Here is a 22,013-nt window from a genome sequence, read left to right as displayed (position 1 = left end):
GAGGGGACCGGATGCTAGAACACTATTTGACGCAACTGGAGTTACAAGTCTTGCCAAAAGCGACACACGAACATTTCACGCTCGTCCGTTACGAGCCGGGCGCGACGATTTGCGCCCAAGGTGACGACGCGCACCACCTTCATTTTCTCGTCAAAGGCAAGATTCGCGTGGCGCATACGTCGGCAACGGGTAAACGCCTCGTACTGTCGTTCAAACGTCCGTTCGATTTGATCGGTGACATCGAATACGTGCGCCGGACGCCATATTTAAATACGGTCGAGGCGGTCACATCGGTCGAGATGCTCGTCATCCGGTTCGACGATTTAGCCCGGCACGCGGCAGACGACGTGGCGTGGCTCCATTATCTGTTAGAAGAGATCACGAGAAAGTTCGAGTTGAAGTCGCAGTCGATGAGTTTCAACTTGTTTTACCCGGTCGACGTCCGGCTCGCGAGCTACTTGCTGTCGATGACGCCGGACGAGCGTGCGCTCGGGTCGACGGTCGATGAGTTGACCGATATCGCCGACTTGATCGGGACGAGTTATCGCCACGTCAATCGGACGCTCAAACGCTTCGTCGAACAAGGATTGATCGAACGGGATCGTCGGTCGATCGCAATCATCGATCGCGCCGGGTTGATCGCTGTCGCAGGGGAGAGTATTTATGAGTGAGGGGGAACGACAATGGCACTTGGAATGATGCTCGCGGTCATGGGCGGCATGCTCGTCTGTGTACAAAATACGTTCAACGCCAACGTGAAACAACGGGTCGGGGCTTGGGCGACGACGACGCTCGTCCTCGCACTTGGTTTTCTCGCCTCGCTCTTCATCGGATTGATCAGTGAAGGCGGCGGGTTGTTTGATTTACGTGACATGGAGACGTGGTACTGGTTCAGCGGCATCATCGGTGTCGGTGTCGTCATGAGCGTGACACAAAGCGTCCAGCAGCTCGGTCCGAGTTACGCCATCTCGATTGTCATGGTGTCGCAAATCTTGTTCGCCTTGCTGTGGGATACGCTCGGCTGGTTTGGACTTGAGGCGATCCCGTTCACGTGGAAGACGGCGCTTGGCATCGTCTTGATCGTCGGCGGGGTGCTGTTGTTCCAGTTGAGTGGAAAGAAAGTGGTGGCACGCCAACAGGTAAAACAAGTAGGTTGATCTTCAGAATGATTTACGACAGTTCGTACAAGTTTGCCCGTGTTCCTGCCGTCTCACGACGGTTTGGCAATGCGGGCATTTTGTCGTGTGCGAGCCGTTCGGTTGAATGAGTGAGCGTTCCTCGAACGATGACGGATATAAAGTATAGGAACGGGTCACAATAAAACCGACGATGCCGAGCAAGACGGCTAAAATGAGGATATCCATCGAAATCCCTCCTAATAATTGGTATGCTAGTTGTATATACGCGTCATGGATGGATTTGGTTTCAAAGGGGGAGATTGGATGATTACACGGAAAGAACGGACTGAAGAACTATATGGATTGACTGACAAGAAGTCTAGCATGGGCACGGCGCTTCGAATCGGTCTGATTGGTTTGGCCGCAGGATTATGGTTTTATGGAAATTTTTCGCTATCTCATAGTGCGATGTTTCTGTTTGTCACGACCATTGCAGTGCCGCTAAGCTATATGTCATGGAGAAAGACGCGCACGCAGGTGTCGTTTAATGACAATCGTGCGTATCGAGGATTGATCCGAGTAAAAGGTATTGGGGACATTGCGATGTTATGGGGCATGTTCGGTTTAATGGTAGGATATGAATTAAACTTCTTTGAACTATCGACGCTCAGCAGCATGCTTGCCAGCATATTGATCGTCCATTTATTGGCTGCGTCGTTGATCGACAAACGATTGCTCCGCATCGATGACGAGCACGTCGTCGACAGTCTGTTCGGGTTGACGAAGCGGGAGCAGATGAAACGGAAATGGGACGAGAAGTGATGGTCGATTACAAGAAATCAATTCAGGATATGTGACGAATCGGGAGTTACGCAAACAAAGACGATTTGGCTAGGAGGATTTGATGGTTGACCATACGGTAAGACTTGAACGCATGATTGAGAACGACCGAAAGCGACAGAAACAGACGCTGTATCCGACATTCGGGTTCATTGCACTGTTCATCGTTTATTTCATGACAACGGAGGTTTTGTTGCTGTTGCCGATCATCTTGGTCGGACAGTTCCCGATGCTCTATAAGGGCTGGCACCGCATGAAGTTGTTGCTTACTTTCAACGACGATGTCCGTTATCAACAAAAAGTACGGTCCGAATTTGGTTTGGCCGTCGGGAATCTCGTGTTTCTCCTGCTATTGATTACGAGTTCGATGCTCGGGTGGATCACATTGCTTACATTTATCATCGTCATTATTGTCGGACTCATCACGTTCGTGGTGTTAGGTGTCCGCATCGATCGCGAGTTGAAAACGATTGACCCGCAACATGTGACGGGGACTGAACTTAGTAAAGCGCAACTCGAGCGCCGCACACGAAAGACATCATAATGGAGGATAAAATATGATTGAAAAGCAGGAACGACTGAAACAAATGGTCGAGAACGACCGCAACGTGAACCGGACGGCGCTATTGCTCACGTTCGCAATTTTAGGGGTCGCCTTTTATTTCATCTTCACGCAAGACATTAAAGTGGCGACGTTCGCCGTCATCATCATGGCGACCCAGTTGCCGAGTTTATATCGGGCCTGGCACCGGATGAACTTACTACTCACCTTTAGCGACGAGGCGCGCTATCAAAAGTTCGTCCGTCTCGAATTCGGCATCGTGCTCGCCAATGTCATCTTGCTGGGTATCTTTATCGCCATCGCCTGGTCGATTGAAGGCTCGCTCCTCGTCTTCGCGGGAATGCTTCTCGCCTTGTTCATCCCGTTCATTTTCTTATCGGTCTGGGTGAACCGGAAGCTTGAACTGATTGACCCGGAGCATGTGACGAACCATGAGTTGCGGACGGCGCATCGCGATGCGTCGAAGAATCGGTTTAACTAGAAGGAGATAAATAAATGCACCTCACAGATGGAATGTGGCAACTGATTAACATCGTTCTGACGTTTTGTGCAACGTGGATTGGTTTTATGGTTGTCTATCGCTGGATGGAAGACTAAAACCCAGCTTCTGATTCGTCAGAAGCTGGGTTTTCTTATGAAAACATACCGACTAAACAGCCACAGATGACCATACCAGCTGTATAAAACTTGAAGCGGTGTCTTTCCCAAAACGAGTCATTCACGTTGTCACCGCCACATCATCTTGAATGCCTTCGACCATCTTCACGAACGCCTCGTCGGGGTCGGTCGTCCCGGACGCGCGCAACCAGTCTTGGAAATCGCCTTCATACAGGACACGACCTTCATGGAGGAAGATGACATGGGACTCCAGCTGGGATAAGTCATGCAGTTGGTGCGTCGAGATGAGGCACGTCCGACCGTCTTTTACGAGTCGCTGTAAATGGCGCATGATGTTGATGCGTGACGCCGGATCGACGCCGCTCGTCGGTTCGTCGAACAAGTAGAGCGATCGTTTGACCGAGGCGAGCAATGTCACGAATAGCCACTTGCGTTCTCCGACCGACATTTTGCCGAGCTTCATCTTCCACAGATGCTCGAACAGCTCTTGTTCCCGGGCGGTCGTGAGTCCGTTGACATAAGTCGCTAGTCGCTTGAAGTCAGGCCGCTTTGTGAGCCGTCCGATGAAGTACGTGAGATCTTTTCCCGTTAATTCGTTGTGATACAAAATCTGTTGCGTTAAATACAGCATGTCAGACGATGGCACGAGCTGTAGCGAGGCCCGGTCGACTGGGAGCGTCCTTGTCATACAATCAAACAACGTCGTCTTCCCGGCCCCGTTCAGGCCAATCAAGACGTTCAGTTTATTCGGATGTAGCGTGAATGAGACGTCGTCGAGCACGGGACGTGCTGCTTTCGGATAAGAGTAGGTCAAGTTTTGAATGTTCATCATTTCCTCCTAGCGTGTGACGGATGAGACGAGGTTGAAGCGATTCATCGCGAACAGGCCAACGATGACGTAACCGACAAGAGAGAGAATTGTCGTAATCAGGTTAAACGAGACGTCGACTTGCGTGACACCATGAACGACGGCAAGCGACAGTTGAAGTAGGGCATAAAACGGATTGGCATAACCGAACCAGACATCTGGCTGTTTGACGGCTAAAAGGAACAGCGGATAGGTGAGAATGTTCGCAAATTTCATCAAGCTCGATACTTTCACCGGCAGAAGCGTCAAGACGACACTTCCGAGCGCGAACGGGAAGCTGGCGAGCAACAGTAGGATTGGGCTCGCGAGCAAACCGAAAGTGAAATGACCGTGGACGAGCGTGACGACAACTGTGAACAGTAGGAGACTGATTGCGGCAAACAATAGTTGAGCCAACAAGATGGCCAGGACGTATGTATATTTGTTGCCGGAGATCATGACGTACGTCTTCATGAGACCGTATTCGCGCATTCGTGCGAGTTCGAGCGCAATCCCGTTCAAATAAGTCGCCAAGATGATGTACACCCAAAAGTACGACAAATACGTGGCATACTCGGCAGACGTCATCGTACCGATATTTGGTGGACTGTACAGGAGGGCAACACCGAGCGGGAGTCCCATCGTTAAAAGAAATGGAACTTTATCCGTAAGGACGATTTTTGCGTACAGAAAGAAATAACTCGTGATTTGATGCATATATACCTCCGAGGTTGATGTGGATTAATTCGATATACGCATTTACTAGCATGATAGTTTCAATTATTTGTAAATTTATCCGTTCATACTTTGTTTATAACTTCTGTTTATCCTTGAGGTACAACCAAAAGGAGGAATCGACAGATGAACAAAAAACTGAAGTGGGGATTAGGTGGCGGTGCCCTGGCCATCGCGTTAGGAGCGGGCATTGTCTTGATGCCACAATCGGTCGAATATAAGTCAGAGCAAGTGGCGACGGAGACGATTGAGAACGTCTACACGTTTGCCGGTCAGGTGACGACTGTCGGAGAAGATGCGACCGGACGACTGTTGATCGACGAGCGGGATTTAGGGAAAGTCGAGGAAGGTGATGCGCTGACGATCTATGCGAACGCATTGGACACTGAACTCGAAGGAACGGTCGAATCGATTGCGGATGAAGCGGAAGCATTGACGACTCCGGGCTCGTCAGCACGTTATGCGATGAACGTCACGTTGCCTGAAACGGACGGATTACGAAACGGGATGACGCTCGAAGGCTCGATTGTCGTCGAACGTGTCGAAGAAGCAGAGACGCTATCACTCGACAGCATCACGTTTGAAGAAGGCGACGCCTACGTGTACGTCGAGGGCACGGATGGTCCGGTGAAACGGCAAGTCGAGCTCGGCATCAGCGACGGCAGCCGCGTTGAGATTAAAGACGGATTAGACGAAGATAGCGTCCTCTTAATGGATGAGGCAACGGCTGGGGGTATCATGCCACCACAGATCGGAGGAGGACAATGAGCGCACTCATTGAAGTCACCGATTTGACGAAAGCGTACGGGGCGGGTGGAAACGAACAAATCGTGTTGAACGGGATCGATTTGACGGTTCACGACGGCGAGTTCGTCGCCATCCTCGGGCCGTCTGGTTCGGGAAAATCAACGCTTATGAACATTCTCGGTTGTCTGGACGGATACACGAGCGGTCGCTACAGCTTTGGCGACCGTGACGTGACCGGGTTATCCGAGACCGAATTGTCGGCGTTCCGCAATCAGCAGATCGGGTTCATCTTTCAACAGTTCAACTTACTGCCGCGATTGACGGCAAGCGAAAACGTCGAGTTACCGCTCATCTATCAACGGCTGTCGAAGTCGGAACGAAAAGACCGGACGCACCAGATGTTGACGCGTGTCGGGCTCGGCGATAAACAGAACCATTACCCGAATCAACTGTCGGGTGGGCAACAACAACGTGTCGCCATCGCGCGGGCGCTCGTGACTAATCCGTCCTTACTGCTCGCCGATGAGCCGACCGGGGCGCTCGATCAGACGAACGGACGTCAAATTCTGAACTTATTTCATGAATTGCATGCGGAAGGGAAGACGATCATCATGATCACACATGACCTCGACATCGCCAAAGAAGCGACGCGCATCGTCTACGTTCGGGATGGCCGTATCGAGAAGGAGGAACGACGATGATTCGAGAAAATATACGTATGGCTTGGCTGACGGTGATCAGTCATAAGATGCGCTCTTTCTTGACGATTCTTGGAATTGTCATCGGGACGGCGTCCATCATCACACTCATGACGGTCATCTCAGGTGTCACGTCCTCAATCAATGAAGAAGTCGCGACGTTCGGGGCGGACCGGATGAGTGTCCAAATCGAAGATGCGACGAAGAATGGCATCAGCGTAACCGAAGTAGAACGTCTCGAAGCGATTGACGGCGTCGAGTCGTTATCGCCGACGACAAGTCATCAAGCAGGCGTCTATTTGGGCGGTCAAACGACCGAACAGAGCGTCCTTGGGAAGAGTGACGCGTTCTTCTCGGATTCGACACTCGCTTCCGGGCGTGGCATCACGCCAGTGGACATCTCGGAGCGGACGCGCGTCGCCGTAATCGGCGATACGATCGTGAAGGAATCGTTCCCGACCACGTCGCCAATCGGTGAGACGATCACAATCGGCGGGATCCGTTACATCGTCGTCGGCACGCTCGCCCCGTCTTCAGAGTTTTCGATGTCGACGGACGAGACGATCGTCATTCCGGTGACGACCGCGCTTCACCAGTTTCATGTGAATACGATTTCGACGTTTGACCTGTACACGGAATCAGGACAATCTGAGACAGTAAGTGATGAATTGACGCAGCAGTTGACGACCGCATTTAACGGTCGGGACGCGTTTACCGTCACGAGCTTTGAAGACGCCCTCGCGTCCATCGACCAAATCAACGCCTTGCTCAGCATGTTGCTCATCGGCATCGCGTCCATCTCGCTACTCGTTGGCGGTATCGGCATCATGAACATGATGCTCGTCTCGGTGACGGAGCGGACGAGTGAGATCGGCTTACGAAAAGCATTAGGCGCGACACCGGCGAAAATTCGCCAGCAGTTCTTGTTTGAATCGGTGCTCTTGTCCGTCCTCGGTGGGTTGGTCGGTGTAGTGGTCGGCGCACTCCTTGCCTTCGGTTTGACCGTCGTCATGGGTGTCCCGTTCACGTTGGCTAGTTCGACCGTCGGCTTGGCACTTGGGTTTTCAGTCGTGATCGGTGTCATCTTTGGATATATCCCGGCCCGTAAGGCGTCCGCCTTGCAGCCGATTGAAGCGTTACGAAACGCATAAAGAAAGAAGGAATCTCGTATGGTCACGCTATTGCTTGTCGAAGATGATCCGGCACTCGGAGGTCTTCTGTTTGAATATTTGACGACAGCGGGCTACCGCGTGCTGTGGGCCGTTGACGGAGAGGAGGCGCTCGATCTGCTCGATCAGCAACCGATCGACGTCATCGTGACCGACATTATGATGCCGCGTCTCGATGGTCGAGCGTTGACCGAGCAACTGCGGGACGCCGGTTACACGCTCCCAATCTTAATGTTGACCGCGCTCGAGACGTTGCCTGATAAGAAGAAAGGCTTCCGGGCCGGGGCCGACGACTATCTCGTCAAGCCGGTCGATCTAGAAGAACTCGAGCTCCGCATCGAGGCGATGCTACGACGAGCCAATATATATCGAGACCACCAGATTCAACTGCACGATTGCGTGTTAGACGAAACATCACTGACGGTAATCACCCCGGTCGAGACAATCGAGGTGCCGAAGAAAGAGTTTGAGTTGCTGTATCATTTGGCGACGCATCTCAATCAAGTGTTCACGCGACAACAGTTGCTCGATCGTATATGGGGCTATGAAACGGAAAGTGACGTCCGTACGATCGACGTCCATGTTAACCGTCTCCGGAGCCGCTTGAAGCATGTCGACGCATTTCAAATCAGTACTGTCTGGGGACTTGGGTACCGCTTGGAGTTGAAGTCATGAAGTCCTTCTTCAGTTCGATTTACGGACGTTTCCTGACCATCTTCTTCGGGCTGTTGCTCATCCCGATCTTACTGACGCTGACGCTCTTCTTGACGTTCCAAATGAATGCGTTGACGTCGCAAGTCGAGACGATGCTCGTTGAACGGGCCGAGAGCATGCTGACGGCTTCTGAGCGTTATGAATTAGGAGCCGATGAGGTCATCGACTTGTTTTCCGAACGGACGCTTATTGTCGAGACGGACCGCTACGCGGCCGCAAGTTGGTCGGTCGCGGAGCGCGCGCGTCTTGAACGAGGCGACGTGCTGACCGTAAGCGACGAGCGATTGCCTGCCGTCACGCTTTTAATCGATCGGACTGTCGTGACGTTGTCCCCGAACGCGGACGAGAACCCGGTCACGATTTTCCGCGATCTATCGTTTCAGACGTTGTTGCTCACGGCGCTCGTCTCGAGCGTGCTTGTCTTGTTCGCGGTCCGGCTCATGACGAGACGGATCGACCGGGTGACCGAGGCGGCAAGTAAAGTCGCTTCTGGTGATTTGACGGTACGGGTGCATGACGGCGGGGACGATGAGATCGGCAAGTTGGCGAGTCAGTTCAACCAGATGACCGAGACGTTGGCGACGAACGAGTCTAAAAACGAGGAATTGACGGCGATCATGGCGCATGAATTCAAGACGCCGGTCGCCTCGATCCTCGGCTACGCGACGCTATTGAAACGGGCTGACGTACCGACGGAAAAACGAGTCAACTATGCGACAATGATCGAACAGGAAGGCAAGCGGCTGTCGCGGTTGTCACGTGACTTGCTGCGCCTTGCCAAGTTGGATCACTCGGTCGTCGGATTAGACGTCAGCCGCTTCTCGCTCAGTGAACAGATGCGGGAAAGTATCTTATCGTTTGAACGAGAGTCGAGTCGCAAACGGTTGAACCTGATCGCTGAGCTTGATGAAGTCGAGATGGTCGGCGATGCCGGACTGCTGCACCAAGTGTGGATCAACCTGATCCAAAATGCGATGACCCACTCTTATGACGGCGGCACGATCCGCATCAAGCTCATGCAAACGGCGGAATCGATTGTTTGCGAGATCACGGATGACGGGGAGGGCATGACCCCGGAACAAGTGAGCCGTATGTACGAGCGATTCTATCAGGCCGACCCTTCGAGACATCAAGGCGGGTCAGGACTCGGTATGGCGATCGTTCAAAAAATCGTCACGTTGCACGGTGGTCATGTAGACGTCACGAGCGAATTGAAGTCAGGGACGACGGTGCGTGTGACGCTTCCCGATCAAAAAGACAGGTAGCTGCTACCTGTCTTTTTGTCTGTCCGGCTTCAACCCGCCCGCGACGAGCGGTCCTTCAAACGTGATCGTATAAATGATGCGTGCGATATCTTCTACCGTTTCAGTTCGGTCATTATAGAGCCACTCATAAATGACGCCCATATGTGCCGACGATATATAGGATACTAAATAATCGGGCGGGACGAGCGACTGCGTCTCGTCGAACAATACGGTCGGGGAACGATGAAACAGCGCCGTGTACATGTAGGCGCGGAGTCTCGCCTGGAACTGCGGGTCGCCGTTCGGACCGAGGAGCGGTTTCATCAAAATCTTATTTTGCTCGATGAAACGGATGAACGGGACGAGCAACTGATGGGGAGCGGAGCCTTGCTGATTGCCAAAGACGTTCGGCAAATTTTTGATGAGCTTTGTTTCGGCCTCATGAAAGATCGCTTCAATCGATTTCTCCATGAGATCGTACTTATCCACATAGTGGCTGTAAAACGTCCCGCGGTTGATGCCGGCGCGTTCGGTGAGTGCCTTCACCGTGACCGCTTCAAATCCTTGTTCTTCAATCAATTCGAGCAACGCCTGTTTGATCAACTGCTTCGTCCGGACGACCCGTAAGTCTGTCTGTTCCATATTTTTTCTCCTTTATCCAACACATTGTCGCCGTCTGTCGGAAAACCGACACTGTGACCAAGATTGATGATTGTTGGCCGTTCGAGCGCGGACTATACTGAACGTATAAACCAACACGGTGTCTTTTAGTCCAGTGTACACGAGGCAGACATCGGGAGGGAGTCCAATATGAATATTCAACTGAACGACGTCAGTAAATCGTTCGGTGACCAACTGGCCATCGATCATATCGGCTTCACGATCAACTCGGGAGACATTTGTTGTCTCTTAGGACCGTCTGGGTCGGGGAAGACGACGCTCATCCGTTTGATGATCGGCGCATTGGCGGCAGACAAAGGATCGATTCGAGTCGGCGAGACGGTGATGCCGAACATGAACATGCTTCATAAGATCGGGTTCATGCCGCAAAACGATGGACTGTACGACGATTTGTCGGGTGAGGCGAACCTCGAGTTTTTCGGCTCAATCTATAAGCTCGGCAAGGCGGCGCTCAAACAGCGCATCGACGACGTGCTCGCCCTCGTCGACTTGTCGGCCGACCGGAGAAAGCTCGTCCGTAACTATTCGGGCGGGATGAAGAAGCGGTTGTCGCTCGCCATCGCTATCCTCCATCAACCGGACGTCTTGTTTTTAGACGAGCCGACGGTCGGGATCGACCCGATTTTGCGCCGCCAGATTTGGGATCAGTTTCAAACGATTCGAGCCGGTGGGACGACGATCATCGTCTCGACCCACGTCATGGACGAGGTGCTCGAGTGTGACCGGGCCGCGCTCATCTATAACGGGCGCTTGATCGCCTATGACACGGTGACGCACTTACTCGAGCAGACCGAGAACGGACGCGTCGAGGAACTGTTCCTCATTGCCGGACGAGAGGAGGCGAAGCGCGATGCGTAACTTGGCGAAACGGGTCATCTTTCAGACGTTGAACGACAAGCGGAGCGTCGCCTTGATTTTGATCGCCCCGCTCCTCATCCTCACGCTCGTCTACTTCTTGCTCGGCGACTCGGATTACGTGCCGGTCGTCGTGCTGGACGAGGCTGCCCAGCAGCAGCTTGTCGACGCGTTCGAAGCCGAGACGCTCGACGTGCGACTCGATACGGTCGAGGAGCCGGTTGCTTATTTGGAAGACAATAAAGACGTCGATGCCGTCTTCGAAGCGGGACAGGCGGGTACCATGATCACGTTGCGCGAACCGTCGACGAAATCGTCGAAAGCGGTGCGTGAGATCCAAGCGGCGTTGTCGGCGCTCAATCCGGCGGCCGATATCGAGATGAATTACGTATACGGAGAAGAAGGACAGTCGACGTTTGATTCGTTCGGCTACGTGTTCTTGTCGCTGTTCTCGTTCTTCTTCGTCTTCATCCTGTCGGCGATGGCGCTCGTCAAAGAGCGGAGCGGGGGCACGCTCGAGCGCTTGCTCATGACCCCGATCAAACGCGGACAAGTCATTTTAGGGTATACGCTCGGCTATGGCGTCTTCGCGGTCGTGCAGTCTGTCTTCATCGTGCTCTATACGATTTACGTACTCGGGCTGACGTCGCTCGGGAACATCGGTTGGGTATTTCTTGTGATGATTTTAATGGCCGGGACGGCCGTTTTGTTCGGGGCGACGATTTCGGTGTTCGCCCGTTCGGAGCTCCAAGTCGTCCAAATGATCCCGTTCACGATCATCCCGCAAGTGTTCTTCTCAGGATTGATCCCGCTCGACTTGATTCCGTACGGGCTCGGCAATTTGAGCTACGCCATGCCGATCTTCTATGGGGCGACGGCAATCAAGGAAGTGATGGTGTACGGGAGCGGTTTCGCCGGAATCTGGGGTTATGTGCTCGGTTTGATCGTTTACGCAGGTGTGCTTTATTTATTGAATATGCGGGCGCTCGGGAAGTATCGTGGGCACTAAAAAAGGATTCGGGCGTGGGCTCGAATCCTTTTTATGATCAGTTTTTAACGCCGTCACGCTTCGCGATCTTGTCGCTCACTTGCTGACCGCTCAGTGTCACCATCGGCATGCCACCGCCAGGGTTCACGGTGCCGCCGACGAAATACAGGTTATTGTACAGCTCGCTTTGCTTCTTATGCTTGAAGCCGCCGTTCCGTTTTTTATCTGCGACGGTGCCGTAAATCGCGCCCCGGTCCGATCCATACGTGCGTTCGATGTCATGAGGCGTCCAGACGTCGCGCGTCACCGTATTGTCTCGTAACCCGTCCAAGCCCATGCGTTCGAGCTTATCGAGGACACGTTCCTCAAACGCCGCATACTCTTCTGGTGTGAACGGTTCGTCTTGGATGTACGGGATGTGCGGCAGGATTTTAATGTTCTCGTGTCCTGCCGGCGCTTGTGTCGGGTCGGTCTTATTGACGTTCACCAAATAGATGGTCGGGTCGTCCGGTAGCTCGTGTTTCTCGAAGATCTTATCCATCTGTTCGTGCAAGTTCTCGGAGAAGAAGAAGTTGTGGTGGCCTAAGGCCGGATACTCTTTTTTGACGCCAAGATGAATCACGAAGCCAGAACTCGCCGGTTCATACTTTTTCACGAGCTTGTCGACATAGTCTTCATCCGCATCGACCATCTTTTGATAGAACGGAATGACTTCCATGTTGGAGACGAAGTAATCGGCTGACCGGAGTCGGCCGTCCTCGAGTTCGATGGCGGTGATCTTCTCGTTGATCGTATGGGCACGGACGACACCTTGCCCCGTATGGATTTGGACGCCGGTCTCCTCGGCGAGTTTCGTCAATCCTTCGGCCAATTTGTGCGTACCGCCTTCGACGTACCAGCAGCCTTGCGCGTACTGCATATAAATCATCATGTTGAGCACGGCCGGGGCGCTGTAAGGAGACGAACCGACGTATTTGACGTAGTAGGAGAGCATCGTCCGTAAATGCGGGTTGCTGATCCGTTTCGAGATCCCGTCGTACATCGTCGACGTTAAGTCAAATCCGAACAACGTCGAAAACAGGCCGGTTTTCGCAACAGCTTCTAGCGGCGATTCAAACCCTTCCTTCAAGTAACTCTTCTCGGTCGTATGGTAGATGCGCTCGGCATAGTCCAATAGTGCCCGATACTCTTCCATGTCTTTATGTGACAGCGTCGGATTGGCGCGCTCCATCACGTCGAGGTCGCGATATAAATCTAATACCGTGCCATCCGGGAAGAACGAGCGCCACTCGAGGTCGAGGCGTTTGATCGGCACGTAGTCCGCCATCCGCTTGCCGCTGGCCGTGAACAATTTTTCGAAGATGTACGGCATCGTTAAAATCGACGGACCGAGGTCGAAGCCGAACCCGTTTTGCTCGAGCCGATTCACTTTCCCACCGATATGGCCATTCTTTTCATATAAGGAAACCTCATACCCTTGTTGGGCGAGAGAAATGGCCGCTGACAAGCCGCCAAGTCCTCCCCCGATCACAATTACAGACTTGTTCACGTTGTTCATATACCGTGTCGCCTTCCTTCCAACATCTATTTTGCATACATTCAGCTCTTAAGTACTTTGCCGTCGGTGGACAGATTCCCTGCCTTGACGAGGAGGGGAAGATGCAATTTTGCACATTCAACATATAAACCGTTGGCATTCAATTCTTCTCCGTATACATACCCGTTTGGATACGTTTGGAATCTGAATGTATGAAGTGAGTGGCGGCCGTTAAAGGGACATGACCCAATCTTTCGCTTGATGAAAAATTGGGACGCGTTCAGCTAACTTAATCACGGTGAACCACGCACCGGTATAGCCAAGCGCAGATAAGACGTTATAAAACGTATACGTTCGAAACGACAACGAGGTGAATCCGGCGACATAGTGAATCGGGTGGCGCAAACCGGGAATAAAATAGGAGACAAGAATGACGCGTGCTCCGTATCGTGCATACAGCGCCTCGGCTCGTTTTAAATAACGTGAATCACGTTTTGAAGTTGGGATGAATCGATTCAATCCGCGGCCAATCAAATAAAACCAACTAAAGGCAAACGTGAAGACCATCCAAGTGGATATGAACACGATCCATTCGGGAACTGTCATCACGGCTGTAATCGTCAAATGGGTGACCATCAAGACGTCATCGGACAACGGGGTAAACATGATGCCGATTGCGAGCACCACGTATTGTGTAAGTATTGTTTCCAATCGAGTCACTCCTTCTAACGTCTAGTATGGAGCGATAAGCGTAAGAAGTGTTTAGCGGAGTCTTAAGAAATGTTAAGAAGTTCGACAGAATGCGTTGTGATGCGCTCGATACACTTCATATAGGTAATAACTAAAACGTGAGTCTGCATGTTTTTGCCGTTTCACAGGCGAAAGTGTATGCGAAATGTAAAAGATGCTACGCTAGTTTAAAAAGATGAATTCCAAGTTCGTCTGTCAACACGTATTGCACGATGTGAGGGGGAAGAGAATGCGTCCACAACCGACAATTCTGATTGCCGATGACGATGAGGCAATCCGCGAGTTGCTCGCCATTTATTTAAAAAACGAAGGATACGCCTTGCGATTTGCAAAGACGGGTCAAGAAGTGCTCGACGTCGTCGCACACGAAGCCATCGATTTACTCATCCTTGATTGGATGATGCCCGTCATGGACGGCATCGAGGCCTGTATTGAAATTCGCAAGACGCAGTTCATGCCAATCCTCATGCTGACAGCAAAGACAAGTGATTTGGATTTGATGCAAGGCATCTCGATTGGCGCAGACGATTATATGAAGAAGCCGTTCAATCCGCTCGAGGTGACACTTCGCGCGAAGTCGCTACTTCGACGCTACCGGGACTACGGTGCTGACCAGTCGGCCCAGTCCGGTGTACTCATCTTTGATGACGTCACACTCGATATTCAAACAAGACAATGCACGAAAGGGGACACTTCGATTCGGCTGACACCGAAAGAATTTGATATCCTCGCCTACTTCATGCGTCATCCGAATCAAGTGCTGACGGTCGAACAGATTTATGAGGCGGTTTGGGGCGAAGATGCGTTCGAGGTCGACAATACGGTCATGGTCCATATCACGAAAATTCGTGAGAAGATTGAAGAGACGCCGCGGAAACCTTCGTACATTAAAACGGTATGGGGCGTGGGATACCGCCTATGAAAAAACGACAATGGGACCGGTTACTCGTTAAATTAATCGGAATTATATTAATCAACGCACTTATCGCCACAATCGTATTTTTAATCATGGGCTACTCGATTAGCTTGTATTATATTCAGAACGAGACCACGCCTGATCCGTTGATTTATAATCTTGCTTTCTTAAGCGTGACATTTATTACAATTATCATTTTTGTGATTGGCTTTTCATTAATGATGCGAAAGACGCTGCAAAAAATCACGGATTTATCAAATGAGATTGAACAAATCGCAAACGGAGATCTTGGACGAACCGTTGAAGTGACGGGACGAGATGAACTCGCTACGCTTGCAGAGAGCGTCAACCAAATGTCGAGGCAGTTGCATCAATTGTTCGAGAAAGAGCGGGCGCATGAGGAAGAACGGAACCAACTGTTCTCCAACTTGTCCCATGATTTGCGCACCCCGCTGACAAGCGTTCGCGGTTATGTCCAGCTGCTACACACTGAACGGGAATGGACAGATCAAGAGCAAAGTCACTTCAACGTATTACATGAAAAAACGGCACAGCTCGAACACCTTCTCGATCAACTGATGGATGTGAATCGATTGTATTCCTCACAAGTGACGTTATCGAAACATCGCTTGAATATCAGCTTGTTGACAAGCCAATTGGTTCACGAACTACAACCGTTGTTTGCTGAAAAGGGACACCGTTTAACTGTGAACGTTCAACCGGATGTTTATGTGGAAGCTGACCAAGAGCAACTTATCCGTGTCTTTCAGAATTTGATGTCGAATGCGTTAAAATATGCGACGGATGAAAACCCGATTGAACTGACACTCGTGCAACAGGAAACAGTGGTTGAATGGCAACTCTGTAACGGGACGGCACAACAGACAATCGATGCGATGGATCAATTGTTCGACCGGACGTACCGTGTCGATGCATCACGAGGTGAGACACCAGGCGACGGGCTCGGGTTATCGATCGCACGTCAAATCATGTTGCTTCATGAGGGGACGCTTACGGTGTGTTCACCGGAAGCAGGGCGTATTTGTTTTCGGGCGCGCTTTACGCTTCGTATGTAAACAGTTGTCGATAGACACAAACACCGAATCAGCTTTCGCTAGATTCGGCGTTTGTGCGTTTTTGACCGATGTATTGAATGATCGCGGATGTACCTTGATGAAGTTTTCCCTCGTGTCGTTCCACAACACCTTCAAACAAGTGGCACGTGTTGAGTGAGTCGGTGAAACTGGAGAAATCATGCGTTGTGTATAAGAGCGCCTTTTCTTTTGGTCCGCCCGTCCCATAAGCGAGTTGCTCTTCACTATACACTTCTGTCACGAAGTAGCCTCCTGGCTTCAATGCGCGTTCAATCCCGGTAAAGACAGCCGCTTTCACTTCTTTCGGGAAATGACCGTATATACATAAAACGACATCGTAAGCCTGTTCAGGCCAGTTCGCTTCAGCCAAATCGACGAGACGGGTTTGCAGCGTCACGCCGCGACGTTCGGCCAAACGTGTGGCTTTGTCTAACCCGACTTGCGAATAGTCCCACATTTCGACGTGGAGTCCTTGCTCCGCGAGCCAAACGGCATTTCTGCCTTCTCCCTCGGCGATTGCGAGAACGGTCATTCCTTTTTTGAACAAGTGCGCTTGTTGCTTCACGAACTCATTTGGTTCTTCTCCATAGACATACTCATCCGTATCAAAACGTTGATCCCAAGTTGACATGTGATGTTCCTCCTTATCGACGGTCGAGCCGGCATGCGATCTCGTCTCTTCATTTTACTCGATGAACAAAAAAAGCATCCGAGCAGATGCTCTGAATGCTTGTTAGCGTTTAAGTAGCAAGACGACGCCCGTTACGAGAAGCGTGAGTCCGCTGAATAACCGTACTTGATTGCAAGTCACTATCGTTCACCCCTATAAGTCATGATCATTCGTTCATTTTTTGGCGACCCGGATTTGGGTCCGTCCCATCTCCCGATAGATCGAGAGGATGTCCGTCCCATAATTGCCCGACGGTTGCATCGCCCATTTACGATGCAAGGCCGGCCAAGTCGTCGCAGAGCCTCGTTTCACATAATGGAAGCGCGGGTCGACGCGGGTCGAGTTTAACGCTTCTTTAGAAGCATATGCTTTCAAATGTTGAATCTGTGCTGTTACGCCTTGGTGCGGTGAGCGGAAGAAATGCCCTTTGACCCCGTTACCGACTGTGCCGATCCCTGAGTAATTGTGCTGCTTCGGGAGGACGTCCCCGCCGTAGCGGAAGTAACCTGTCTCTTTCAATGCTTGGGCAAAGGCGACGTCCCCGCGGACGCCTTCTTTTGCGCCGATGATGACGAACAGTTTGGCGAGCTCTTCGACTGTCACGCCATGAAGGCGGACGGTTCTAGGATTTTTCGCTTTCACGTAGTCTGCCATCTGTTGAGGAGTTAAAGTCGATGCTCCCATAATAGCACGATTCTCTTTCTTTGGCGCGGCCTCGACCGCTGTTTCGAAGGTGAAGCATGAAGTTAAAATCAAGATCATAGCTAAGCCAAACGCGAGCACTTTTTTCATCAAGACATCCTCCGATTCGATTGAATAAACTATACAGATAATACCATATTATTCAGAGTCGCAATCATTAATTTTAGCTAAAAAGGGAACATAATCCAAATTTGTGTCGTAGATTAGAATTGAGGTGAGGGGAATGGATAAACAAGCACGTGCCATAGCGCTAAAACGGCATCAACAGAAACGAAATCGTTCTCAAATTAGTCTCGCTCTATTACTCGTTTTGACGTTTATACTCGCATATCAAATCGGACAGTTTTATATCGGGCTCGGAATTGGGGTTATCTTGTCTATCGTTGTGACGGGATGGCTCCATTATAAGGAGAGTCAGTTTGCGCGGAGTATGGCGCCTGAGGCGAACGTCAAGCGATTGATTAGTCGTCAGTATATGTGGACATTTTTGTTCATGGTGTTACCCAGCTTGATTTTATTTGTCATGGTTCTATTAGGTCGCCCACTCCTCGGCTTATTTTTTATAGTTGCAGTCGCAGGTCAGTATGTGGTGCAGTGGTATTATGAGCAACAAATTCGGTTGCTTGACCCGGAGCAACCTAGACGGGCAGATGTTCGAGAACAATCGATTTAGAGAGGCGGTACCACATGTTTACAGCATATCAATTCCAGATTAAATTGCTGGGGAGTCCGACCCCTGTATGGCGCCGGTTCATCATCCCGGCCGAGACGAATTTCAAACGGCTTCATGACGCGATTCAACTCGTCATGTGGTGGGAAGATTCACATTTGGCAAAATTCGAGGACGATTTACGTAACCCGACGTTCCGCTTCGTGTTAAATCCTGAAGAAGTGTATGAACACAAAGATCGTCTCGCGTATTTAAAGGCTCAGTCAAAGCTGAGCGAATTTGAAACGAACCTATTGGAACGGTTCAAGCAAGTAACGGTCCGGGACATGAAAAACGTGAAGCTCCCGAGTATCATCGAGTCCCATCAAACACTCTACTACACGTACGACTATGGGGACGATTGGCAACATGAACTGACTCTGGAGAAAGTCATCGCCGATTATCCGCACCCGCATCCGTTGGTGACGGAGTGGGAGGGCGAGACGCCGTTCGAGGACATCGGTGGCATGGCTGGAAACATACACCTGCAAGAGATTTTAAATGATCCGAACCATCCGCAACATGAAGAAATGATTGAGTTAGGAAAAGAAGTTGAGCCGTATGAAGTCGATCGCATCAACTTTTTGTTGAAAGAGTATGTGACGGTGAAGCGAGTGAAATGATTTAAAGCGGCGAAAGTCGCTTTTTTTGTTTGTACCTTAAAAGAAAAAGTAACCACCTAAAGTAAAATAATGTAATAAAATGAAGGTGCGTATACCAGCTTTATGGAATGTTTTTAGTGCTGAAGAAAGGATGAGGTTATGGAGTTTATTGCTCATGTTCGTATAGAAGATGGAGAGATTCAGTCAGTTCGTCAGCATTTGCTCGATGCAAAATGTTTAGCTGAGCAATGGGGAGATCCGCTTGGACTCTCGAAAGTGTGTGGTCTTGCGGCGTTACTTCATGATATGGGGAAATACAGCGACACATTTCAAGATTACATACGCCGAGCTGTGTCGGGTGAGAAGGTGAGGCGTGGAGAAGTAGACCATGCTACGGCCGGTGGTCGCTTATTATTCGACAAGTTAAAAGGGAAATCACCAAATCAACTATTAGGTGAGATTGTAAGCAATGCGATCATCTCTCATCACGGAAATCTTCATGATTACGTCCAGGGTGAGGACTCGCCTTTTCTTCAACGAGTAGAAGTGAAAACACTCGAAGAGTATGAGGTTTGTAAACATCGATTCTTTGACGAAGTTATCTCAGAAACTGACTTCAATGACTACGTTGAAGTTGCCAATCAACAATTATGGAACTATTTGAAACGGATCGGTGCTACAGTACCAAATTCCTCATTTCTTACAAAATTAGTCTTTAGTATTTTGATTGACGCCGATCGAACGAATACAAGACAGTTCGAGGAAAATAAAATCGATTCGGGCCTCATAGATAATCTGTTTCTCTACAAAGAGCGCTTAGAGCAACATATAACAGGATTGAGTACCTCGTCAAAAGTTTCTCCGATTAACGCGTTACGACAGAAAATGTCAGAGCAAGCAATGCAACATGCTAAGCAACCAAGTGGGATTTATACGCTCTCGATTCCGACAGGGGGAGGGAAAACGCTAGCGAGTCTTCGATATGCCCTTCACCATGCTGTTCACTATCATAAACGACGAGTTATTTACGTCGTCCCGTTCACGACAATTATCGAACAGAACGCTCAGGTCGCGCGATCGATTTTAAAAACTGAAGAAATCGTCGAGCACCACTCGAACGTCGTTCAGTTAGATGACGCTTCGGAAGATGAGATGAATCTACAGGCGAAATTGAATTTAGCAAAAGACAACTGGGATGCCCCGATTATCTTTACGACAATGGTCCAATACTTGAACACGTTTTACGCCAAAGGAAATCGTAACACGCGTCGTCTTCATCACTTAAGTGAAGCAATTGTGATTTTTGATGAAGTTCAAAAAGTTCCGACCAAATGCGTATCGTTATTTAATGAATCACTGAACTTCTTAAAAAACGGACTAAGTTCGAGTGTGATTTTATGTACGGCAACGCAACCGGCACTGGATTTTGTGAAACATCGGTTAACGAGTGACGGAGAAATGATTCACGAGTTGCCGGCCGTGATTGAAGCGTTCAAACGAACAGAGATTGAAGTTGTTTCAGACGACTTTGATACGGAGCGACTCGGTTCATTCGTGCAAGACAAGGCCGCCATCAATCAAAGCGTTCTCATCATTTTAAATACAAAAACGGTTGTCCGTAAGCTTTATGAATCATTGAAACAATCGTTTTCTGAAGACGAAGTGTATCACTTGAGCACATCGATGTGTGCCGCTCACCGAAAGTGCATTTTGAAAGAAATCAATGGCCGACTCGATCAGGGCAAGCGAGTGATTTGTATTAGCACCCAGCTGATTGAAGCAGGAGTTGACGTTAGTTTTCAGTGTGTCATTCGTTCGTTCGCAGGACTTGATTCAATCGCGCAGGCGGCCGGACGTTGTAATCGACATGGTGAAGTAGAAAGGCAAACGGTCTACTTGATCAATCACATTGAGGAAAATGTCTCTAAATTAACGGATATCGCAAAAGGACAGGAAATTGTAAAGCGGCTTGTTGTCGATCTAGAGCGAGATCCAAACGCTTATGGTGGAGAGTTACTATCCCCGCTTGCGATGAAGCGATATTTTCAAGAATTTTATCAGCTCCGTGAAGTTGATTTAGATTACCCAGTAAAAGGTTCGGCTGAAACGCTTGCGCCTATGCTATTCAAAGGAAATGCGAATCAACATCAAGTGAGTGACACGCCACTACTATTGGTCGCTCGTCATCGAACCGTGGCTGACAACTTTCACGTGATTGAGCAACTGACAGATGACGTACTCGTACCTTATGGAGACAAAGGAAAAGAGTTGATTGCACTGTTGAATGGTGACGTCAACTGGGATGATGCGCGGAAGTGGTTAAAAGAGTCTCAACAATACACAATCAGCATTTATAACCATGAAAGACAAATACTTGAACGGAGTGGAGGACTTGTTTCTCTACTTGAAGGAAGATTGCTCGTGCTCCAACCATCGGCATACGATGAACAGTACGGTTTAAATCTTTCGCAAGATTCTGAGATGCAAGGTCTATTTATGTGATGAAAGGAGAGTATTATGCGAAATTCGATTGAGTTTAAAGTTTACGGAAATTATGCCTTGTTTACGGATCCACTGACTAAACTGGGCGGAGAGAAAATGTCGTATCAAATTCCGACGTATCAAGCTATCAAAGGAATTGTCGAATCGATTTATTGGAAACCGACAATTGTCATGGTCGTCGATGCGATTCGAATCATGAATCCGATCAAGATGGAATCGAAAGGGATGCGTCCAATTGAGTACGGCGGTGGGAACTCTTTAGCACACTACACGTACTTGCGCGATGTGTGCTATCACGTTCGAGCTCATTTTGAGTTTAATTCACATCGCCCGGACTTGGCGTTTGATCGAAATGAAGGAAAACACTATGCCATTTTAAAACGCTCGCTTGAAGCCGGGGGTCGTAGAGACATCTTCCTCGGGGCGAGAGAGTGTCAAGCCTACGTGGAGCCCATCGAGTTTGATGAAGGAGAAGGCTTCTATGACGGAGTTGATCTTCACTTTGGGACAATGGTGCATGGCTTCAATTATCCAGATGAGACGGGTGTCGATGAACTTGCCGTTCGCTTGTGGCAACCAGTGATGAAAGACGGGGTGATCACATTCACAAGACCAGAAGACTGTTCACTCGTCCAACCAATTAAAAAAATGCAGGCGAAAACATTTATAGAAGAGGATATTGAGTCAGCAGAGTTGTTGTATGAACAACTATAGG

26 protein-coding genes are annotated in these 22,013 nt (G+C 50.0%); 18 read left to right on the top strand and 8 right to left on the bottom strand.

The annotated features are described in order from the left end of the window. Window positions 1-11 precede the first annotated feature (11 nt). Both EVJ30_RS04675 and EVJ30_RS04670 read left to right on the top strand, forming a co-directional pair. Window positions 12-671 carry a Crp/Fnr family transcriptional regulator gene (locus tag EVJ30_RS04675; RefSeq protein WP_131458271.1) on the top strand — a complete coding sequence of 220 codons (660 nt, stop codon included), beginning with the start codon at window positions 12-14 and terminating at the stop codon, window positions 669-671. Window positions 672-683: 12 nt separating this feature from the next. Then, window positions 684-1,157 (top strand): DMT family transporter, encoded by a 474-nt coding sequence (locus EVJ30_RS04670; protein ID WP_131458273.1) that lies wholly within the window; start codon window positions 684-686, stop codon window positions 1,155-1,157. A 3-nt stretch (window positions 1,158-1,160) separates the two neighbouring features. Here EVJ30_RS04670 and EVJ30_RS04665 read toward each other — a convergent pair whose 3' ends face one another. After that, a complete protein-coding gene (locus tag EVJ30_RS04665) occupies window positions 1,161-1,364 on the bottom strand; it encodes a hypothetical protein (RefSeq protein ID WP_131458275.1) in 204 nt (67 codons plus the stop codon). A 78-nt stretch (window positions 1,365-1,442) separates the two neighbouring features. On the opposite strand from EVJ30_RS04665, the gene EVJ30_RS04660 reads away from it, so the two are divergent. The 3 genes from EVJ30_RS04660 to EVJ30_RS04650 all read left to right on the top strand — a co-directional run bounded on the left by EVJ30_RS04660 (window position 1,443) and on the right by EVJ30_RS04650 (window position 3,001). After that, complete coding sequence (locus tag EVJ30_RS04660) at window positions 1,443-1,940, top strand: hypothetical protein (protein ID WP_131468182.1); 498 nt, start codon at window positions 1,443-1,445, stop codon at window positions 1,938-1,940. A gap of 82 nt (window positions 1,941-2,022) precedes the next feature. Continuing rightward, window positions 2,023-2,502: a hypothetical protein gene (locus EVJ30_RS04655; RefSeq protein WP_131468180.1), complete on the top strand. Its 480-nt coding sequence runs from the start codon at window positions 2,023-2,025 to the stop codon at window positions 2,500-2,502. A gap of 13 nt (window positions 2,503-2,515) precedes the next feature. Continuing rightward, window positions 2,516-3,001, top strand: coding sequence for a hypothetical protein (locus EVJ30_RS04650; protein ID WP_131468178.1), 486 nt, complete (start codon window positions 2,516-2,518; stop codon window positions 2,999-3,001). Window positions 3,002-3,238: 237 nt separating this feature from the next. Here the strand turns inward: EVJ30_RS04650 and EVJ30_RS04645 are convergent, their stop codons facing one another. Next, complete coding sequence (locus tag EVJ30_RS04645) at window positions 3,239-3,967, bottom strand: ATP-binding cassette domain-containing protein (RefSeq protein WP_131466277.1); 729 nt, start codon at window positions 3,965-3,967, stop codon at window positions 3,239-3,241. 9 nt (window positions 3,968-3,976) lie between these two features. Beyond that, on the bottom strand, window positions 3,977-4,702 hold the full coding sequence (locus EVJ30_RS04640; RefSeq protein ID WP_131466275.1) for a hypothetical protein: 726 nt from the start codon (window positions 4,700-4,702) through the stop codon (window positions 3,977-3,979). Window positions 4,703-4,846: 144 nt separating this feature from the next. On the opposite strand from EVJ30_RS04640, the gene EVJ30_RS04635 reads away from it, so the two are divergent. From EVJ30_RS04635 to EVJ30_RS04615, 5 genes are read left to right on the top strand one after another with little or no spacing between them, the layout of a single operon-like run. After that, the gene (locus tag EVJ30_RS04635) at window positions 4,847-5,488 is read left to right on the top strand and encodes an efflux RND transporter periplasmic adaptor subunit (RefSeq protein WP_131468176.1); all 642 of its coding nucleotides are present in this window, start codon (window positions 4,847-4,849) and stop codon (window positions 5,486-5,488) included. Continuing rightward, window positions 5,485-6,168 (top strand): ABC transporter ATP-binding protein, encoded by a 684-nt coding sequence (locus EVJ30_RS04630; RefSeq protein WP_131458961.1) that lies wholly within the window; start codon window positions 5,485-5,487, stop codon window positions 6,166-6,168. The genes EVJ30_RS04635 and EVJ30_RS04630 overlap by 4 nt, the downstream gene beginning before the upstream one ends. After that, entirely contained in the window at window positions 6,165-7,316 is a 1,152-nt protein-coding gene (locus EVJ30_RS04625; RefSeq protein ID WP_236635983.1) for an ABC transporter permease, read from the top strand. The genes EVJ30_RS04630 and EVJ30_RS04625 overlap by 4 nt, the downstream gene beginning before the upstream one ends. An 18-nt stretch (window positions 7,317-7,334) precedes the next feature. Then, window positions 7,335-8,009: a response regulator transcription factor gene (locus EVJ30_RS04620; RefSeq protein WP_070329061.1), complete on the top strand. Its 675-nt coding sequence runs from the start codon at window positions 7,335-7,337 to the stop codon at window positions 8,007-8,009. Then, the gene (locus tag EVJ30_RS04615) at window positions 8,006-9,313 is read left to right on the top strand and encodes a HAMP domain-containing sensor histidine kinase (RefSeq protein WP_070329062.1); all 1,308 of its coding nucleotides are present in this window, start codon (window positions 8,006-8,008) and stop codon (window positions 9,311-9,313) included. Before EVJ30_RS04620 ends, EVJ30_RS04615 begins: the two co-directional genes overlap by 4 nt. Before the next feature lie 3 nt (window positions 9,314-9,316). Here EVJ30_RS04615 and EVJ30_RS04610 read toward each other — a convergent pair whose 3' ends face one another. Next, the gene (locus EVJ30_RS04610) at window positions 9,317-9,934 is read right to left on the bottom strand and encodes a TetR/AcrR family transcriptional regulator (protein ID WP_131468174.1); all 618 of its coding nucleotides are present in this window, start codon (window positions 9,932-9,934) and stop codon (window positions 9,317-9,319) included. A 168-nt stretch (window positions 9,935-10,102) separates the two neighbouring features. Here EVJ30_RS04610 and EVJ30_RS04605 point away from each other — a divergent pair, with 168 nt between their 5' ends. After that, entirely contained in the window at window positions 10,103-10,831 is a 729-nt protein-coding gene (locus EVJ30_RS04605) for an ABC transporter ATP-binding protein (RefSeq protein WP_131468172.1), read from the top strand. After that, on the top strand, window positions 10,824-11,837 hold the full coding sequence (locus EVJ30_RS04600; protein ID WP_131468170.1) for an ABC transporter permease: 1,014 nt from the start codon (window positions 10,824-10,826) through the stop codon (window positions 11,835-11,837). The genes EVJ30_RS04605 and EVJ30_RS04600 overlap by 8 nt, the downstream gene beginning before the upstream one ends. A 37-nt stretch (window positions 11,838-11,874) precedes the next feature. Here EVJ30_RS04600 and EVJ30_RS04595 read toward each other — a convergent pair whose 3' ends face one another. Then, window positions 11,875-13,374: a phytoene desaturase family protein gene (locus EVJ30_RS04595; RefSeq protein ID WP_131468168.1), complete on the bottom strand. Its 1,500-nt coding sequence runs from the start codon at window positions 13,372-13,374 to the stop codon at window positions 11,875-11,877. Between the two features lie 210 nt (window positions 13,375-13,584). Continuing rightward, window positions 13,585-14,064 carry a DedA family protein gene (locus EVJ30_RS04590; protein ID WP_131458954.1) on the bottom strand — a complete coding sequence of 160 codons (480 nt, stop codon included), beginning with the start codon at window positions 14,062-14,064 and terminating at the stop codon, window positions 13,585-13,587. Window positions 14,065-14,332: 268 nt separating this feature from the next. Between EVJ30_RS04590 and EVJ30_RS04585 the strand changes: the two genes are divergently transcribed. Both EVJ30_RS04585 and EVJ30_RS04580 read left to right on the top strand, forming a co-directional pair. After that, a complete protein-coding gene (locus EVJ30_RS04585) occupies window positions 14,333-15,025 on the top strand; it encodes a response regulator transcription factor (RefSeq protein WP_131468166.1) in 693 nt (230 codons plus the stop codon). Further along, the gene (locus EVJ30_RS04580) at window positions 15,022-16,095 is read left to right on the top strand and encodes a HAMP domain-containing sensor histidine kinase (protein WP_161566983.1); all 1,074 of its coding nucleotides are present in this window, start codon (window positions 15,022-15,024) and stop codon (window positions 16,093-16,095) included. The genes EVJ30_RS04585 and EVJ30_RS04580 overlap by 4 nt, the downstream gene beginning before the upstream one ends. Before the next feature lie 28 nt (window positions 16,096-16,123). On the opposite strand, the gene EVJ30_RS04575 is transcribed toward EVJ30_RS04580, so the two are convergent. Both EVJ30_RS04575 and EVJ30_RS04570 read right to left on the bottom strand, forming a co-directional pair. Then, window positions 16,124-16,744, bottom strand: a complete 621-nt coding sequence (locus EVJ30_RS04575) for an SAM-dependent methyltransferase (protein ID WP_131468162.1) — start codon at window positions 16,742-16,744, stop codon at window positions 16,124-16,126. A 213-nt stretch (window positions 16,745-16,957) separates the two neighbouring features. Then, the gene (locus tag EVJ30_RS04570; RefSeq protein ID WP_131458949.1) at window positions 16,958-17,575 is read right to left on the bottom strand and encodes a glucosaminidase domain-containing protein; all 618 of its coding nucleotides are present in this window, start codon (window positions 17,573-17,575) and stop codon (window positions 16,958-16,960) included. Between the two features lie 133 nt (window positions 17,576-17,708). On the opposite strand from EVJ30_RS04570, the gene EVJ30_RS04565 reads away from it, so the two are divergent. From EVJ30_RS04565 to cas5c, 4 genes are all read left to right on the top strand, one after another. Next, window positions 17,709-18,158 (top strand): hypothetical protein, encoded by a 450-nt coding sequence (locus EVJ30_RS04565; protein WP_131468160.1) that lies wholly within the window; start codon window positions 17,709-17,711, stop codon window positions 18,156-18,158. A gap of 14 nt (window positions 18,159-18,172) precedes the next feature. Next, window positions 18,173-18,817 (top strand): plasmid pRiA4b ORF-3 family protein, encoded by a 645-nt coding sequence (locus EVJ30_RS04560; RefSeq protein WP_131458946.1) that lies wholly within the window; start codon window positions 18,173-18,175, stop codon window positions 18,815-18,817. Window positions 18,818-18,955: 138 nt separating this feature from the next. Next, window positions 18,956-21,298: a CRISPR-associated helicase Cas3' gene (gene cas3, locus EVJ30_RS04555; protein ID WP_131468158.1), complete on the top strand. Its 2,343-nt coding sequence runs from the start codon at window positions 18,956-18,958 to the stop codon at window positions 21,296-21,298. A gap of 15 nt (window positions 21,299-21,313) precedes the next feature. Continuing rightward, window positions 21,314-22,012, top strand: coding sequence for a type I-C CRISPR-associated protein Cas5c (cas5c, locus tag EVJ30_RS04550; protein ID WP_070329072.1), 699 nt, complete (start codon window positions 21,314-21,316; stop codon window positions 22,010-22,012). Window position 22,013: the final 1 nt, after the last annotated feature.

This window comes from Exiguobacterium sp. SH5S13 (assembly GCF_004337085.1).
Taxonomy (GTDB): Bacteria; Bacillota; Bacilli; order Exiguobacteriales; family Exiguobacteriaceae; genus Exiguobacterium; species Exiguobacterium aurantiacum_A.
This window is presented reverse-complemented; position numbering and strand designations above follow the sequence as displayed.

Coding starts and splice junctions, on each gene's coding strand:
- EVJ30_RS04580 (WP_161566983.1), top strand. CDS start 15,022: ATGAAAAAACGACAATGGGACCGGTTACTCGTTAAATTAATCGGAATT.
- cas5c (WP_070329072.1), top strand. CDS start 21,314: ATGCGAAATTCGATTGAGTTTAAAGTTTACGGAAATTATGCCTTGTTT.
- EVJ30_RS04570 (WP_131458949.1), bottom strand. CDS start 17,575: ATGAAAAAAGTGCTCGCGTTTGGCTTAGCTATGATCTTGATTTTAACT.
- cas3 (WP_131468158.1), top strand. CDS start 18,956: ATGGAGTTTATTGCTCATGTTCGTATAGAAGATGGAGAGATTCAGTCA.
- EVJ30_RS04640 (WP_131466275.1), bottom strand. CDS start 4,702: ATGCATCAAATCACGAGTTATTTCTTTCTGTACGCAAAAATCGTCCTT.
- EVJ30_RS04645 (WP_131466277.1), bottom strand. CDS start 3,967: ATGAACATTCAAAACTTGACCTACTCTTATCCGAAAGCAGCACGTCCC.
- EVJ30_RS04575 (WP_131468162.1), bottom strand. CDS start 16,744: ATGTCAACTTGGGATCAACGTTTTGATACGGATGAGTATGTCTATGGA.
- EVJ30_RS04560 (WP_131458946.1), top strand. CDS start 18,173: ATGTTTACAGCATATCAATTCCAGATTAAATTGCTGGGGAGTCCGACC.
- EVJ30_RS04610 (WP_131468174.1), bottom strand. CDS start 9,934: ATGGAACAGACAGACTTACGGGTCGTCCGGACGAAGCAGTTGATCAAA.
- EVJ30_RS04660 (WP_131468182.1), top strand. CDS start 1,443: ATGATTACACGGAAAGAACGGACTGAAGAACTATATGGATTGACTGAC.
- EVJ30_RS04650 (WP_131468178.1), top strand. CDS start 2,516: ATGATTGAAAAGCAGGAACGACTGAAACAAATGGTCGAGAACGACCGC.
- EVJ30_RS04620 (WP_070329061.1), top strand. CDS start 7,335: ATGGTCACGCTATTGCTTGTCGAAGATGATCCGGCACTCGGAGGTCTT.
- EVJ30_RS04635 (WP_131468176.1), top strand. CDS start 4,847: ATGAACAAAAAACTGAAGTGGGGATTAGGTGGCGGTGCCCTGGCCATC.
- EVJ30_RS04665 (WP_131458275.1), bottom strand. CDS start 1,364: ATGGATATCCTCATTTTAGCCGTCTTGCTCGGCATCGTCGGTTTTATT.
- EVJ30_RS04605 (WP_131468172.1), top strand. CDS start 10,103: ATGAATATTCAACTGAACGACGTCAGTAAATCGTTCGGTGACCAACTG.
- EVJ30_RS04585 (WP_131468166.1), top strand. CDS start 14,333: ATGCGTCCACAACCGACAATTCTGATTGCCGATGACGATGAGGCAATC.
- EVJ30_RS04595 (WP_131468168.1), bottom strand. CDS start 13,374: ATGAACAACGTGAACAAGTCTGTAATTGTGATCGGGGGAGGACTTGGC.
- EVJ30_RS04655 (WP_131468180.1), top strand. CDS start 2,023: ATGGTTGACCATACGGTAAGACTTGAACGCATGATTGAGAACGACCGA.
- EVJ30_RS04565 (WP_131468160.1), top strand. CDS start 17,709: ATGGATAAACAAGCACGTGCCATAGCGCTAAAACGGCATCAACAGAAA.
- EVJ30_RS04625 (WP_236635983.1), top strand. CDS start 6,165: ATGATTCGAGAAAATATACGTATGGCTTGGCTGACGGTGATCAGTCAT.
- EVJ30_RS04670 (WP_131458273.1), top strand. CDS start 684: ATGGCACTTGGAATGATGCTCGCGGTCATGGGCGGCATGCTCGTCTGT.
- EVJ30_RS04600 (WP_131468170.1), top strand. CDS start 10,824: ATGCGTAACTTGGCGAAACGGGTCATCTTTCAGACGTTGAACGACAAG.
- EVJ30_RS04630 (WP_131458961.1), top strand. CDS start 5,485: ATGAGCGCACTCATTGAAGTCACCGATTTGACGAAAGCGTACGGGGCG.
- EVJ30_RS04675 (WP_131458271.1), top strand. CDS start 12: ATGCTAGAACACTATTTGACGCAACTGGAGTTACAAGTCTTGCCAAAA.
- EVJ30_RS04615 (WP_070329062.1), top strand. CDS start 8,006: ATGAAGTCCTTCTTCAGTTCGATTTACGGACGTTTCCTGACCATCTTC.